Below are 15653 nucleotides of genomic sequence, written 5' to 3'. Positions count from 1 at the left end.
GTGCCGGGTGGTTGCAAGAGAGCGAACGAGCGATGGCCCCGGACCGGTTTCGGGGCCATCGGCATTTCAGACGCTGGGTTGCGGTTACTCGGCCGCCTTGATACCCGCATAGGCGAGCGCGTCGTCTTCCATCTCGAGCTGCATCACGTCGTTGAACTTGTTGAAGAATGTGCACAGGGTGATGCGCAGGGTCAGCTCGACGATCTGCTCTTCGGTGAAATGCTGGCGCAGGGCGTCGAACATCGTGTCGCGCACCCGGTTGTGGTCGTGGGTCACCTGGGCGGCGTAATCGCGGACCAGCCGGTCAACCTCGGTCAGGCCGGGGCAGTCCGGCTCGAGGATGCGGTCGACGGTCTCGCGGGTCAGGCCGACGCTCAGCAGCTTCGGGCCGTGGTGCGCCACGCAGTAGGTGCACTTGTTGATCTCGGAGACCGTGACTATGGCGATCTCGAGGTGGCGCTTCTCCAAAATCGGATTGTCGGCGTTCTCGAGCAGCATCCCCATGATGTGCTTCAGCGCGATCGGCCGGTGCGCGAACACCTTCACCTGGTTCATGAACGGCCCGTACTCGGCGGCGAACCGGGCGTAAATCGGCTGCACGTCGGCCGGCACCTCTTCTATTCCAACATCGCGAACTCTTGCCATCGGGCGTCCTCCTGATCGTTGTCGGTACGATGTGGCCTCGGTGCGGACAACACCAATAGATTTAATCGGATCAGCCGGTGACTGTAAGGCAACGGACCGGTGCGCGGGCAGCACGCCAAACCGTCGACGACGCGGGTGGCGGCCGAGGATGCTACCATCATCGGAGTCGGCCTCAGCGTTCCTGCCACGGAGTGACACGCCAGAATGGATCTCATCATCTTCGCCCTGTCGGCGCTGTGCGTGGTGTTCCTGCTGGTCGCCCTTGCCATCCCGTTCTCGGATTTGACCCGGCTGCCGCTGGCCGTCGTCATCGCCGTGGCGGGACTGGTCTACGGAACCGTGTCCACGGTCGTGGGGATCAGCTCGGTCGGGTTTGCGTTGGCCGACTACGATCGCTGGCTGTTCGAGACTCTGGCGTTCAACAACCAGACCCTGCTCCTGGTGTTCCTGCCGCCGCTGCTGTTCGAGATGGCACTGCACGTCAACGTCCGGCGGTTGCTGGAGGATGTCAGCGTGGTCGCGGTCATGGCGGTGATCGCGGTGATCCTGGCGACCGCGATCGTCGGCGTCCTGCTGTGGCTCGTCTCGCCGATCGGGCTGATTGCCTGCCTGCTGCTCGGGGCCGCGGTCTCGACGACCGATCCGGCGGCGGTCATCTCGATCTTCAAGCAGATCGGTGCGCCGCGGCGGCTGCTGGTCATCCTGGAGGGCGAGAGCCTGCTGAACGACGCGGCCGCCATCGCGTTGTTCACCCTGCTGGTGGCGGCACTGGGCCAGAGCGAGCCGATCGGGCCGGGGTCGTTCGTGGTGAGCTTCCTGTACGGGTTCGGCGCCGGTGCGGCGTGCGGCGTGGCGGTGGGCTGGCTGGCCAGCCGCCTGTACGGAATTCTCGGCGGATCCGACGTCGCCGAGACCACGGTGACCGTGGCGCTCGCCTACGGCAGCTACCTGCTCAGCGAGTACGGGCTGCAGGCGTCGGGAGTGGTGGCGGTGGTGTTCGCCGGGCTCGCCACCACGATGTTCGGGACCTTGACCATGGGGCCGCGCAACTGGCGCACGCTGACCCGGGTCTGGGGACAGATCGGCTTCTGGGCCAACACCCTGATCCTGCTGCTGGCGGCCACCATGGCGCCGCGCATGCTGCTGTCGCTCGACTGGTGGGGCGGCCTGCTGCTGGTCGTGGTGTACCTGGCGGCAGCGCTGGCGCGGGCCGCCGTGCTGTTCGGGCTGCTGCCCGGCCTCAGTCGCCTCGGCATTTCCACGCCGATCACCACCGGGCAGAAGACCCTGGTGCTGTGGGGCGGCGTGCGCGGCGCGGTCACCCTGGTGCTGGCGCTCAGCCTCAGCGAGACCACGGGGCTCGATCCCGATGATGCCCAGATCATCGCGGCGCTCGGCGCCGGCTACGTCTTCATGACCCTGCTGGTCAACGCCTCGACCCTGGCCTACGTGACGCGCCGTCTCGGCCTCGACCGGTTGTCGGCCGGCGATCTGGCGCTGCGCGAGCGGATCGTCGCCGGTGCCCAGGCCGAGGCCCAGGCCTATGTGACGGAACTGGCGAGCGAACGGGCGATCGACGTCTCGGCCATCGAGGCGATGAACGCATCATACGAGCCGCAGATCCGAGAGGCGGTGACCCATGCCGAGGCGGTCGCCATCCCGTTCGGCGACCGGCTGCGGCTTGGCCTGACCATCCTGACCAGCCAGGAACTGCGACTGGTGCAGACCGCGTTCGAGGACGGCGCGGTAGGCCCGCGTTCGACCCGGGTGCTGCGCGGCAACGCCGAACGGCTGTCCGATGCCGTCCGCCTGGGCGGCCGGGAAGCCTACGAGGACATGGTCGAGGCCAACCTCCGCTTCCCCGTGCTGTTCCGGGTCGCGGTCTGGCTGCACCGGCTGCGCCTTGCCGACCGGCTGTTGCGGGTCATGCTGGAGCGCCGGATGACCATGCTGCTGGAATCCGAAACCGTGGTGCGCGACCTTGCGACGTTCGCGCGCGAGGTGATTGGCCCGATGATCGGCGAAGACGCGACGCGCAACGTGGTCGAGTTTGTCGGCAAGCGTCTGGAGATGCTGCACGACGAGATCGACGTCATCCGGCTGCAGTACCCGGGATACACCCGCGCGATGGAGTCGATCCTGCTGATGCGGGCGGGTGTGCGGCGCGAGCGCACGCAGTACCGACGGCTGTTCGACGAAGGCATCATCGGCAACGACCTGCACCGGTCGCTGGAGCGTGAGCTTGACCAAAGGATGCGCGCGCTGGCGACGCCACCGCCGGTCGACCTTGGCCTGACCCCGACTGACCTGATCGGCAAAGTGCCGCTGTTCGCGGCGCTGGACGGGCGCCAGGCTGCTGCGATCGAGCGCTGTCTCCGGGGGCGTCTGGCACTGCCGGATGAAGTGATCGCGGCGGCGGGCGAGCGCGGGAACGCGATGTACTTCATCGCATCCGGCGTGCTGGAGGTGACCGGCCTCGAACACGAGATCCTGCTGTCGAACGGGCAGTTCTTCGGGGAATTGGCGCTGATCGCCCCGACCCGCAGGCGGTCCACCGAAATTGTCGCCCGCAGCTTCTGCCGGCTGCTGATCCTGTCCCGGCGCGATTTCAAGCGGCTGGCGAAGAACGACCCGGCCCTCGAACGCACGATCCGCGACGCCGCCGATCGCCAGCTTGGCGAGGGCTTCCGGAAATCGGTTCCCGAGGAACTCGACTGGAGCGGCGGTGGTTCGGACAAACCGGAAGCAACCTAGTGCGTTTTCGTGCACTTCATCGCCGGCCACCGAAGGCATAAGCTGATCATAACAAGTGTCACCCTGGGAGGACGCCATGGCCGCCGCGTTGACGTTTCAGCCGAAGGGGGTGATCCCCGCCTGCCTGCTGCCGTTCCATGCCGACCTGTCGATCGACGAGGCCGGATACCGTGCCCATCTGCGCGACGTCGCGGCGGTGGAAGGCATCACCGCGGTCACGGTCAACGCCCATGCCAGCGAGGTCGCGACCTGCACCATCGCCGAACAGGAGCGGGTGCTGGCGATGACCATGGAGGAAGTCGGCACCCGCCTGCCGGTGGTTCACGGGGTGTATTCGGACGGATCGCACCTTGCCGCCGACATCGCCCGTCGAGCCGAGAGCGGCGGGGCAAGCGCGCTGCTGGTGTTTCCGTCGGCGACCTTCGCCTCCGGCGGGGCGATGCGCCCGGAGATGGCGCTGGGGCATTTCCGCACCATCCGCGAGGCCAGCGACCTGCCGATCATCGTGTTCCAGTATCCGCTGGCCAGCGGCCTCGGCTATCCTGTCGAGACCGTGATCCGGATCTGCCAGGAGATCGACACCGTCGTTGCCATCAAGGACTGGTGCAACGACACCAAGCAGCATGAGCGCCAGGTGCGCGAGCTGCACGCTCTGCCGCGCCGGGTCTCGGTGCTGTCGACCCATTCGTCCTGGCTTCTGTCGTCGCTGGTCCTGGGCTGCGACGGCTTGCTGTCGGGCGCGGGCAGCGTCATCGCCGCCCTGCAGGTCGCCCTGTTCCGCGCGGTGCAGAACGGCGACCTTGCGGCTGCCCGCTCGATCGCCGACCGGATCTACCCGACCACCGGCGCGTTCTATGACCCACCGTTCCTCGACATGCACAACCGCATGAAGGAGGCGCTGGTGCATCTCGGGCGGATGAAGGCGGCCCATGTCCGGCCGCCGCTGATGAAGCTGTCGGAAGCGGAGATCGCCAAGATCGGTCGCGCGATGGAGGCGGCAGGCCTCACCGGCGGAACGGTCTACGCCAAGGTTGCCTGATCGCCTTCACGCCGCTTTCGGATAGGTCACGGCCATCGAGCTTTCCTCGAACGCATTCAGGTTAAGGCGCCATTCGGCCGACGGCCAGCGATAGGCCATTTCCCGGCGTCGCGGCCACATGGCGGCAGTGTACAGCGTTCCGAACCCGCGCTCGAACGCCAGCGAATACAGCGGTGGCCGCAGGAATGCGGAAATGAACCGCGCTTCGGACTCTTCGTGAAGTGCGAGACGCGTCAGCAGGTAGCGTTCGCGTTCGACCGTGGCGGTCTGGCGCGCGTGGCTGATCCATTCGACCCGTTCCTGGTGGTTGGTCGCGACCGCGGCGTGGGTGATCACCGGCGGGCGATCCGGCGACAGGTAGACCGTCAGCCATTTGCGCTCGGCGTCCAGGACCGTGACGTTGTAGGCCATGTGCGTGGGTACGCGGGCCAGCACCCGTCCAGCCTGCTCCACGGTCTCGCAGGTTTCCAGCACGTAGCGCAGGATGATCGGCACCCCGAAACCCCGGCCGACAACGCGGCGTCCGCCGAAGGTCAGCGACACCGCCAGCCCGGCATCGTTGATGCCGTCGACCAGTCCGATCAGGCAGTCGCTGGTGCCCATGATGGCCTTGTCGGTCCAGTTGGACCGGAGCACGACCGCGTCGAAGGCGCGCGAGTTGTAGTCGTAGTTCCGGACCAGCAAGGGGTCCGCTCCCGACCACACCGCTTGCGAACAACCCGTCAGATAGGCCGGAGGGTCGTAAAGGCTGAGCAGGCGTGCCGGCAAGTCGCCACCGCCGGCCAGATCGACCAGCCGCTCCCAGACCGGAACCAGTTCGGGCATGTGGGTGCGCAGGGCCTGCCGACACTCGAAGTAGCTCGGCCTCGCCTCGACTCCGTCCTGCAGGTACCAGCTCCGGTACGCCGGCCACAAACGCTCGAAAAGGCCCTGCCAGCGGCGGCCGGTGTGGTCGTTCAGCGCGGAGAAGGTCAGGTCCATGGCGCCGGATACCATATCATCGCGGTACGATGCAGCCCAGGCGTGGCTACCACCACGCCTGGCTCCGCAATCGCGCTATCGGCCGGTGTCGCTCAAAGGATCTTGAACTGATGGTTCTCCAGTTGAGCCGGCACCGGGGCCGCCGCCGCCAGCGGCCGTCCCTTGAAGTGGGAGCGGATGCCGTCGATCCATTGCCTTGATCGCTCGGTGAGCTGGAACTTGTTGTCCATCGCCCGGCCGCGGGTCACCAGGATGCCGAGATCGGCACCCTCGTAGCGGTAGTCACCCGGACGCTGAATCCGCAGGAAGAACGCTTCCGCCTCGCTCTCCACAGCGCGTCGGTGATAGTCGAACCGGCTGTAGTGCACCGAACCGTCCGCCTCCATCCGCCAGATCCCGGTTTCCGGGCACTCGGTCAGGATGTCGATGGAGTCCTCGGTGTGCTTCACCACCATCTGGCACCACGAGTCGATGTTCTGCGGATCGGCCCAGCGGTCGTTCAGGCCCGCGATGTCGATGTCGAACGGCACGCCGCAGAACTCGAGCAGGTGGAACAGGAACAGCGGCGCATCGGCATGGGCGAACGCCGCGTGGTTGGTCATCGAGCTGACGCCGGTGATCCGCGGATTCAACTCGCCCAGGTAGATGTTCTTGCTCTTCTGGTCGATCAGGAAGTCGAGCTCGAAGTAGCCGCGGTAGCCTTCCTTGCGCAGCTGTTCGCCGAACTGGAACGTGTAGGTCCGGGCCTGTTCGCGGGCCTTCTTGGAGAAGGCGTTGGCGAAGATCTCGTTGCCGCACCAGCCGCCGCGATATGGCGTCAACTCGTTGAAACCGACCAACTCCGTCATCAGCGGGCCGACGATCGTGCCCTTTTTGGTCACGCACGCCTCGATTGCCGATCCGCGGCAGTCGATGCGCTTCATGATCTTGATTTCGCCCTGGCCGACGATCTCATGCTCGTGCTTGCGGAAATCCGCGGCCGACTTGATGAAGAACGTGGTATGGCCGGAATCGCCGAACGCCGACTGCAGAACCAGGTCGCTGCCGAGCCCCGCAGACTTTGCCAGTTGCGTGACGTGGTCCCAGTTCTCGACCTCCGACAGCGTGTTCGGGACGCTGGGGACGCCGGCCTTGTTGCCGATCCGCACGGTCTCGATCTTGTTGTCGACCTTGGTGCGCAGCGCGGCCTTCGGGAACCAGACCTCCCAGCCGAGTTCCTTGGCCAGTTGCTCGGTCTTCTCGTCGAACATCAGGAACACCAGCTTCGGCTTGCCGCCGCGCGACTCGATGAAGTCGATCACCTCCTTGTGCTGCAGGAGGTAGTTGTTGATGTCCTCGATCGACGTGAATTCAGCGTGCGGCTGCTCAGACGGGCAGAACACGTTCGGGTGGCGTCCGTCGTAGCAATCGATGTAGCTGATGTACTTGAAGTTCTTGCACCACTCATCGATCTGCAGAAGGTTGAAGTTGGTTGCGCTGATGAAATAAACCGGTTCCTGATTCCGGTGAAAATACCGGCGGATCTCGGAAATATTCTTCAGCTTTGTTCTGGACGGCATGTTGTTCTCCCTGTTCTTTCAGATCGCCGTTATTCGGTGATGCGAGCCAGTTGCGGGGTGAGACCCGCCTGCTCGTCGAGCGCGTCCTGCGTGAAGACGCGCATTCCGAGGTCGGTCCGATAGCCGTGGATCTCCTTGACATCGAGCGCCCGCATGAAGCGCAGGATCTCCTTGGAGATCACCTGGCCCGGGACCAGGATCGGGAAGCCGGGCGGATAGGGAATGATGAAGGACGTCGAGACCAGTTCGCGGCCGGCGTCCATTTCCCGCTCCATCGAGTCGTCCTCGAGCGGGAAGTAGCCGCACTTCGACTCGTCATAGGCCAGGAAGTAGGCGGCCCGAATGTTGCCTTCCGGCGTGCCGGTCCCGTCGTTGCTGCGGAACGCGTCGTGGAAGCGCGAGAAATCCGGCAGCGGCGGCAGTTCCTGGGTAAGCGAACGAACCCGCCGGTCGAACGCTTTCCGTTCCATGCTGCTGGCGTCGTCGTACTGTGCGTCGAGTTCGGTGGCGATCTTGACCAGTACCTCGATCAGATAGGCCACGGACGACCGCGACGTGCCGATGTTGGTCATGAACAGCACGGTGTTGCGGGAGGTCTTGTTGATCTGGATCCCGTACTTGTCCATCAGCTCGACGTTCTTGAACGTGTCGCCGTCGAACCCGGCGTGGCCCACCGCCACGGTCACGCGGGTGGCGTCGAGGGCGAACTCGTCGACTGCCCAGGCGTCCCAGATGTCGTTCCAGCCATGCTCGGCGTCCCAGTAGGACTCGATGCCGGACTCGCGGTACTGCGCGGGCACCATGTCGCCGACCTTCAGGACCTTGAAGTACTTCTGCAGCAACGGGTGCGAGTCGATGGCCTTGCGCATGGCCATGGCGGCTTCGACCTGCTTCTGAACCAGCTCGAAGCCCTCGAGTTCGACCTGCCGGCGGCCGACGTCCAGGGACGCGATGATCTGGTAGTTCGGCGATGTCGAGGTGTGGGTCATGTAGGCTTCGTGGAACGCCTGCTCGACCTCGCCTTTGAAGTTCTGGTCGTGCACGTGGATCATCGATCCCTGGCGCAGCGACGTCAGCGTCTTGTGGGTCGATTGGGTGGCGTAGACCCGGATGCGCACCTTGTCCGGATCCGGCATCAGCCGAACCCCGAGCAGAGCCTCGTCGTCGAGTCCGGCGATCTCGGCCTGCTGCGCTTCGTAGGCCTTGCGGTAGGCCGGATCGCGATAGCGTTCGCGCAGATTCGAGGCGGTGTTCATTGCGGTGCGTTGCCGATAGGTCGGGCCGAAGCGGGCAAACGCGAACCAGGCTTCGTCCCACAGGAAGACCAGGTCTGGCTTGATCGCCAGGCACTCTTCCATCACCCGTTCGACGTTGTAGACGATACCGTCGAACGTGCAGTTGGTGAGCAGCAGCATGCGCACCCGGTCGAGCTTGCCGGCGGCCTTGAGCTCCAGCAATTGCCGCTTGATCTCGTGGAGCGGTACGGCGCCGTACATCGAGTATTCGGACAGCGGGTAGCTGTCCAGGTACACCACCTGGGCGCCGCCCAGCACCATGCCGTAGTGGTGCGACTTGTGGCAATCGCGGTCGACCAGGACGATGTCGCCGGGCCGGACGATCGCCTGGACGACGACCTTGTTGCAGGTCGAGGTGCCGTTGGTCGCGAAGAACGTGAACTTGGAGCCGAACGCCCGTGCGGCCGCTTCCTGCGCCTTCTTGATCGGCCCGTGCGGCTCCAGCAGCGAGTCCAGGCCGCCGGAGGTTGCCGAGGTTTCGGCCAGGAAGATGTTCATGCCGTAGAACTCGCCCATGTCGCGGATCCAGTTCGACCGGGTGATCGACTTTCCACGGCTGATCGGCAGGGCGTGGAACACACCGGTCGGCTGCTTGGAGTACTCCTTCAGGGCAGTGAAGAAAGGTGTCTGGTATCGGGCGTTGACCCCACGCAGCATGTTCAGGTGCAGTTCCAGATAATCTTCCTGGTTGTAGAAGACGCGCGAGCAGCCGCCGAGATCGCGCCCGGCGATATCCTCCACCGATCGGTCGGTGACCAGGAACGTGTCTAGTTCGGGACGGACCTTGCGGATCAGCCGGCACAGTTCGGGACCATAGTCGATCGGGTCGATCTCCTGGATGTCCTCGTCACCGACCCGGGCCAGATAGCGTTGCAGAATCTTGAGCTTGTTCTCGGACTCGAACCCGAAGCTGTACCGGACCACCACCGACTGGATGTTGTGGTTGAACAGCACCGCGATCAGGCCGTCCTCGAAGCTGGGAACCACGATCGGGTCGTAGACGAACGGGTCGTCGGGGCGGCGCATGGCGCGCAGCGCCTTGCGCTGGGTTTCCTCCTGCGCCTTGGTCATGTCGTCGACGAACAGGACCTCGAAGTACGGCCGCGCGGTCGCGATCGCCTCCGGTTCGTCAAAGACGTCCCGCTCGGTCCCGGCGGTTTCCTCGGCGCCAAGGTCGCTGAAGTGACGACGGAATGACCCCGAGACCAAGGCGCGGACGACATGCACCACGGTCTGCGAGAGTTCCTGGTAGTCCTCGTTCAGCAGCAGTTTCTTCAGATAGGCGAGGCCGCGTTTGCCGGGAAACCCCCAGTAGATCTCAATCGGGGCCAGGGCTTCGACGAGTTCGCGCGCGGTCTCGATGAGCCGGGCTTTGGTGCGGTCGCGCTGAGGAGCGGACAGTTGCGATGCCACCGACTTCAGCTGGGTCCACCGATCCATGCGCAGTTGCGCGGCGCTGTAGTAGTCGCTGAGCGAACCCTTCGCACTCTCAGTCTTTGTACCGCTCGCCAAAGCCCTCTCCTTTCGTAACTGTGGGGGTTATTAAGCCTGTGGGGTGGACAATGGGTCGACGAGTGACAACGTCGGCGCGACCGGCAGGGACTGGACCGGAACCGTCAGGCCCGGAGCCGGTGCGGCGAGGCCCGCTTGTCCACCCTTGGTCTGCATCTCCAGCGGTCCAAGCGTGTGCAGGTAGGCGTCGGTGCCGGACGCGCGGTCGTAGACAGGGAAATCGACCGGCCGGTCGCGAAACGATTTCAGCGGTTGTCCCAGGTTGCGGACGCCGACTTCGCGCTGGCGCCGGACCTGCATCAGGTCGATCTCGAACGGAATGATCTCATCCTGCCCTTGCGCCTGATAGATCACGGTACCGGCCGGATCGACCACACAGGATCGGCCGATTCCACCGGCGCCGAGCCCGTTGATGTCGAAGACGTAGCACTGGAACTGTGCAGCGGTGGATCGCGCGATTGCGAGTTCAACCTCGCGATCGATGGTCCCGGTCAGCACGGGGTGCAGCAACACCTCCGCTCCCATCGCGGTCAACATCCGCGTGGTTTCCGGAATCCAAATGTCGTAGCAGATCGACAGGCCGAAGCGGCCGACATCGGGAACGTCGAAGACACAGAACTCAGTGCCCGCGGCGACGTCACGCTCATACGGGCGGAACGGAAACATCTTGCGGTAGCGCGTGACGACGTGGCCGACCGGGTCGATCACCGAGGCGGTGTTGTACAACTCGCCGTTCGGACCCTTCTCCCACATCGAGCCGGTGACCACCCAGATTCCGTGCTTGGCCGCGGCCTCCTGCAACGCGTGCTCGCCGGGACCCGGCAGAACTCCAGGGTCTTTCGGCACCGGGCCGCAAGCCGCCAGTTCGCTGAACAGCACCATCTGGACCCACGGGAACCGGGCAACGGCAACGTCCACTTTGTGAACCATCGCCGGAATGTTGTCGTGCAGCGCAGGGACGGGCATTTGTATTCCTGCGATAGCAAACGGAACCATAAAGGTTTCTCCAAGTTGTCACGTCGTCGGCAGTAGCATAGAGGGGTCAACGTGACTCAGGTCACAGTTGTTCTAAATTGTTCAATCTCTGACGATGAAAATTGCCTTCTGGTTAATCGTATCACTGAACCTGTCGTCTATGCTACGGCATGGATGAGGCCGCTTCCTGAGAATCCAATAGGCAGTTGATCTGTATGGTATTTTCCAACCATAGTGGTGTCGTGACGAAATGACTACATGTGGTCAACCACAGCTATACGGTGGGACCGGCGCGGATTTTGCGGCTGCGGATCGGGACTGATGTCGGGGTTCAGTTCGGCCCGATCGGCGAGGCCGCTGGGTCAGTCGGTCGCGGCGTGGTCGAGCTTGACCAACCAGTTCAGCAGCCGATCCATCGCACTGCCGGAAAGCTTGACGAACTGTCCGGCGACGAGCTGATTCGCGCGCTCGACGCGCACGATCTTCACCAGTGTGCGAAAGCCGCCGATCGAGAAGGCCGGGTCCGGAATGGTATCCCCGTCAACCGTCGTGCCGACTGACGGCAGGAGCGGGTCGGTCCAGCGCACGGATATGCCGGACATCGAAACAGAGAGAACGGTAAAGGACCGCTGGTTCAGTCGGAACTCAGCCTCCATCGGCGTGTACCGGGCGGCCTTGCGGCTGGCAGCGCTCCTGTCCGATGGATTGCTCTGGACGTCGACGCCCGAAACGACCGGTTGGCCGATCTTCAGTCCGGCGGACTGATCGACGCTCTCCGGCTGCCGGCGCCCCGGTCGCGGAGCCGCCTCGTGTTGAACAGAACCCGGATCGCGGAACGATTTGCGGACGCGCCAAGCGGGCAGGGCGGTCGGCGCCTCCGCTGCAGGCACCGTGGCGACCGGAACGCCCAAAGTGGTCAACGTCCCCACGCCCGCCACTCGCGCGCGGATGCGTTTTATCATGGCGCGGTCGCCGATGGCCATCTTGGCAGGGTTCCGGTTGACTCCGAGTGGTATCGTTTTAATGGAGAATCGGCCGATGTCTAGCGTGATGGTAGAGTTGAGGCCGGTCGGGCGGTGTCGAACCAGGGCGTCGCCTGGACTTTGCCGGCTTCCGGGAGGGTGAGCGGCGGCATCGACAAGGCGTCCGTCCAGGGGCATGTTGTTGGTGCCTTCGACCGATCGGGTCCGTCGTGGCCGGTAGGGCGATTGTCCGATTGAGGCAGGCCAACGAGCCCTCCACGGCTTCGGGCTGTTGTTGACTGACCATCAGGGGAGCGCGTTTCAGGAGATGGCGAGTGACTGATCCGAACGCGCAGCTCTCCCGGCGCTTGGATGCGCTCAGGGTCGATTACGTTCTGCAGCTGCCCGATCGAATTGCCGAGTTGCGGGCCGCTTGGCTGGCGATCCAGCGGGCAACCGACGCCGACACTCGCGAGGGCGCGCTTGTGCAGCTGCGCCGGATTGCACACCGCCTGGTCGGCTCGGGAAAGACCTTTGGCCTGCCGGCGGTGAGCGAGGCGGCTATACCGATCGAGCAGTTGGCGGATGCCTTGCTCGATGGCGATGCGGCCGCGCAGACAACCGATGTGGGAGCTCTGGTCGAGCAACTCGCACGGCTCGACTTCACCAATATCATTGCCGAGGCGGCACCGGCTCCGGCGCCGTTGCGCCCCGCACCCCGTTCGGCACGCCCCGCGCCCGAGGTGGTCGTCGGTCTGATCTGGCTGACGGGTCTCACCGAAGATGAAACCCAATACCTATCCACCGTGCTCCAGCGATACGGCTTCACCGTTGACCAGCTCGAGCCCGACGACGTGCCGGAGGAGATCCGCGAGCAACGTCCGGCGGCGGTCGTTGCCGGGATGGATGGTGTGAAGGAGGTCGTTACAGGCGAGCGATGGGACGATCCCGCTACTCCGCTGGTCGTGATCTCGTCCGATGATCGGATCGAAGCCCGGTTGTCGGCCGTCCGGATCGGAGCCAGTGGATTTGTCACCCGCCCGTTCAGCGGCGACCAACTCGTCGATCTGCTGGACCGCCTGCTTGAGCATGCCGATCCGGAGCCCTATCGGGTGATCCTGGTCGAAGATGACGACTTCCTGGCGGAGTCCTTCTCGACCAGTCTGGAAGCGGAGAACATGCGGGTCGAGCGGCTGGCCGATCCGATGAAAATTCTGAAGGTCTGCCAGTCTTTCGCACCGGACATCATCGTGACCGACCTGTATCTGCCCGAGGCCGACGGCATGGAGATGGCGCAGGTCATTCGCCAGCATGGTGGATTTGACGGAGTACCGATCCTGTTCGTGTCTTCCGAGACCAGCCTGAACCGGCAGATGACCGCCCGTCGGTTCGGCGCCGACGATTTCCTGACCAAGCCCCTGACCAGCGCCCAACTGGTTACAGCGGTGCGAAGCCGGGCAATCCGGTATCGCGAACTGCGACGGCTGATGGATCGCGACTCACTCACTGGACTGCTCAATCACGGTCGCACGGTTGCACGGCTGGAAAGGGAGATCGACCGGTGCCGGGAAGCCGGGGAGCCGCTCTCGGTGGCGGCCCTGGACCTGGATCACTTCAAGCGGGTGAACGACACCTATGGGCACGCCGCGGGTGACCGGGTGCTGCGCACTGTGTCGCGCCTGTTTCTGCAGCGGCTGAGGGGCACCGACGCCGCGGGGCGGTTCGGGGGGGAGGAGTTCGTGCTCGTGCTGCCGAGTGCGGATGCTGAAGCAGCGTTCAATCTTCTCGACAAACTGCGCGAAGCGTTTGCATCGATCGAGCATGTGTTCGATGAGCATCGCTTCAGCGCAACCTGCAGCATCGGCCTTGCGACACTGCGCGATGACGACGATCAGACCTCGCTGCTGGCCCGGGCCGATGCCGCGCTCTATCAGGCCAAGCAGGACGGTCGAAACCGGATCGGACTCGAGTAGAACCGCGATCAGTCGTCGGCCAGCCGGACGTAGCTTGGACCCTTCGGCCGCAGGCAGGCGGAGACGCGGTCGATCAGCGTGTCAGCGTCGACCGGTTTGACCAGGAACGACGCGGCGCCCAGGGCTTTGGCGCGTGTTACGGAGTCCATGGTCTGATGGATGGTCGAGAAGATGACCGGGCAGTTCAGGTGCGGGTGGTTGCGGCGAATGCTCTCCAGCGTCTGGAATCCCGTCACCCTCGGCATGTCCACATCCAGGATGATGACGGCCGGACGGATCCGGTTGAGCAGCGTCAGGCATGCGTCGCCGTCATTGGCGGTGAACACGTTGAAGCCGACGGCCTGGAGGGTCGCCTTGTAGAACCGCCTCATGTCGTCGTCGTCGTCGGCCGCGACAACCGTGCCGCGCCGTCGGGAATCCGCAGGTGGCTCCATGATCTCGCACGCGGTGGTGAAACCATGTCTTAATACATTGTTCAGTATAGTCGGTGGAACGAAGACCGGCAAAGCGGTGGGGATCGACGGTGGGCTTGCTGACGTGACGACATTTGAGGACAGGGAACCGCACAAGCAGCGACGCGACCGACGGTCACTGCGTAACGGCCTGATCGCGTCGATCGGCAAACAGGATCATCCCGTACTGAACTATGCTGTCGGGGGTATCCTGATCGGGAACTGCCGGTTGCCGGTCATGATCGGCCAGCGGGTCTTCGTCACCCTGTTTGACGAGCGCAACCGCAAATACCGGGTGTTCGCCTACGGGATCGTGGTGCGCATCGACCGGTTCACCCATGAAGTCGCCTTCGACTTCGAGACCCCGAGCCCCGAGACGTTCACATTCCTCGAGGGGCTGCAGTCGCGTGCGATCAGTCGTCCCCAGCGGCGGGTGCCTCCCAAGAAAGGCGTGCTCGGATGGCTGGGCAGCCTGACCGGCTCGCCTCGACGCAGACGATAGTATCAAAGAGCCAGGGTTGGGATTCTCGCGATGGGGCGATATGCGGTAACGGGTGGATGCGGGTTCATTGGATCGCATCTGGTTGAGGCCATTCTGGATCGCGGTGATGACGTCGTCGTGCTCGACGATCTGTCGACCGGCAAGCGTTCCAATGTGCCGGCAACCGCCGAGGTTGTTGTTGGTGACGTGACGGACCCGGCGGCTGTAGGACGCGCAATTGCCGGTGCAGACGGAGTGTTTCATCTGGCGGCCATTGCGTCGGTGCAGCGCTGCACCGATGCGTGGCGCGACAGTCACAGCGTCAATGTCACGGGAACCATCGCTGTCCTGGAAGCGGCGCGCGATGCCGGTCGGATACCGGTGGTCTACGCGTCGTCGGCGGCGATTTACGGCGACAACACCAGCACGCCGCTGCGGGAAACCGAGCGGCCGCTTCCGCTGACCGCCTATGGCGTGGACAAGTACGGATCGGAACTGCACGCCGGGGTTGCCGGGCGGATCCACGGGGTGCCGAGTTTCGGGTTTCGGTTCTTCAACGTGTTCGGGCCTCGGCAGGACCCGTCATCGCCGTACTCCGGGGTGATTTCGATCTTCGCCGACCGGATGGTCAGTGGGCGGGACATCACGATCAACGGCGATGGCGGGCAGACCCGCGACTTCGTCTATGTCGGCGACGTGGTCGAGCACCTGCTGGCCGGCATGGCGTCGGCGGATACCGCCGCGCCGGTCGCCAATGTCTGCACCGGGCGCGAAACCTCCATTGTCGTGCTGGCTGAAACGCTTCGGGGCCTGACGGACTACAAGGGGACGATCACGCACGGTCCGGCGCGGGCTGGAGACATCAGGATCTCCGTTGGTGATCCGACGTTTGCCTCGACTCGTCTGGGCTGCCGGGCCTCGGTCAGCTTGGCCGACGGCTTGGCCCAACTGCTCACTCAGAAACCGGACTGAATCCGGCTCGTTATCTGTCCTGAACTGTCGTAAAGATTGTTTTGGATTGGGGA

General features: G+C 64.3%; 12 protein-coding genes. 5 read left to right on the top strand and 7 right to left on the bottom strand.

The window, feature by feature from the left end:
* Positions 1–84: 84 nt before the first annotated feature.
* A complete protein-coding gene (locus tag RIC54_RS16940) occupies positions 85–645 on the bottom strand; it encodes a carboxymuconolactone decarboxylase family protein (protein ID WP_350090544.1) in 561 nt (186 codons plus the stop codon).
* 204 nt (positions 646–849) lie between these two features.
* Between RIC54_RS16940 and RIC54_RS16935 the strand changes: the two genes are divergently transcribed.
* Together RIC54_RS16935 and RIC54_RS16930 are read left to right on the top strand one after the other, a co-directional pair.
* A complete protein-coding gene (locus tag RIC54_RS16935) occupies positions 850–3399 on the top strand; it encodes a cation:proton antiporter (RefSeq protein WP_350090541.1) in 2550 nt (849 codons plus the stop codon).
* A 76-nt stretch (positions 3400–3475) separates the two neighbouring features.
* Entirely contained in the window at positions 3476–4438 is a 963-nt protein-coding gene (locus RIC54_RS16930; protein WP_350151230.1) for a dihydrodipicolinate synthase family protein, read from the top strand.
* A 6-nt stretch (positions 4439–4444) separates the two neighbouring features.
* Here RIC54_RS16930 and RIC54_RS16925 read toward each other — a convergent pair whose 3' ends face one another.
* The 5 genes from RIC54_RS16925 to RIC54_RS16905 all read right to left on the bottom strand — a co-directional run bounded on the left by RIC54_RS16925 (position 4445) and on the right by RIC54_RS16905 (position 11743).
* The gene (locus tag RIC54_RS16925; RefSeq protein WP_350090535.1) at positions 4445–5419 is read right to left on the bottom strand and encodes a C45 family autoproteolytic acyltransferase/hydrolase; all 975 of its coding nucleotides are present in this window, start codon (positions 5417–5419) and stop codon (positions 4445–4447) included.
* Between the two features lie 92 nt (positions 5420–5511).
* Complete coding sequence (locus RIC54_RS16920; protein ID WP_350090532.1) at positions 5512–6978, bottom strand: biotin carboxylase; 1467 nt, start codon at positions 6976–6978, stop codon at positions 5512–5514.
* Positions 6979–7007: 29 nt separating this feature from the next.
* Positions 7008–9785 carry an ornithine decarboxylase gene (locus RIC54_RS16915; RefSeq protein ID WP_350090529.1) on the bottom strand — a complete coding sequence of 926 codons (2778 nt, stop codon included), beginning with the start codon at positions 9783–9785 and terminating at the stop codon, positions 7008–7010.
* Between the two features lie 30 nt (positions 9786–9815).
* Positions 9816–10751: a carbon-nitrogen hydrolase family protein gene (locus RIC54_RS16910; protein WP_350090526.1), complete on the bottom strand. Its 936-nt coding sequence runs from the start codon at positions 10749–10751 to the stop codon at positions 9816–9818.
* A 371-nt stretch (positions 10752–11122) separates the two neighbouring features.
* On the bottom strand, positions 11123–11743 hold the full coding sequence (locus RIC54_RS16905) for a hypothetical protein (RefSeq protein ID WP_350090523.1): 621 nt from the start codon (positions 11741–11743) through the stop codon (positions 11123–11125).
* Between the two features lie 314 nt (positions 11744–12057).
* Between RIC54_RS16905 and RIC54_RS16900 the strand changes: the two genes are divergently transcribed.
* Positions 12058–13695 carry a diguanylate cyclase gene (locus RIC54_RS16900; protein ID WP_350090520.1) on the top strand — a complete coding sequence of 546 codons (1638 nt, stop codon included), beginning with the start codon at positions 12058–12060 and terminating at the stop codon, positions 13693–13695.
* Positions 13696–13703: 8 nt separating this feature from the next.
* Here the strand turns inward: RIC54_RS16900 and RIC54_RS16895 are convergent, their stop codons facing one another.
* Positions 13704–14066 carry a response regulator gene (locus RIC54_RS16895; RefSeq protein WP_350151228.1) on the bottom strand — a complete coding sequence of 121 codons (363 nt, stop codon included), beginning with the start codon at positions 14064–14066 and terminating at the stop codon, positions 13704–13706.
* On the opposite strand from RIC54_RS16895, the gene RIC54_RS16890 reads away from it, so the two are divergent.
* Together RIC54_RS16890 and RIC54_RS16885 are read left to right on the top strand one after the other, a co-directional pair.
* Positions 14065–14649 carry a hypothetical protein gene (locus RIC54_RS16890; protein ID WP_350151226.1) on the top strand — a complete coding sequence of 195 codons (585 nt, stop codon included), beginning with the start codon at positions 14065–14067 and terminating at the stop codon, positions 14647–14649. The genes RIC54_RS16895 and RIC54_RS16890 overlap by 2 nt on opposite strands.
* 30 nt (positions 14650–14679) lie before the next feature.
* The gene (locus tag RIC54_RS16885) at positions 14680–15600 is read left to right on the top strand and encodes an NAD-dependent epimerase/dehydratase family protein (protein ID WP_350090511.1); all 921 of its coding nucleotides are present in this window, start codon (positions 14680–14682) and stop codon (positions 15598–15600) included.
* Positions 15601–15653: the final 53 nt, after the last annotated feature.

It is taken from the genome of Thalassobaculum sp., from assembly GCF_040219215.1.
Classification (GTDB): Bacteria; Pseudomonadota; Alphaproteobacteria; order Thalassobaculales; family Thalassobaculaceae; genus Thalassobaculum_A.
The sequence above is the reverse complement of the archived record's forward strand: the minus strand, read 5'-3'. Positions and strand labels throughout refer to the sequence as shown.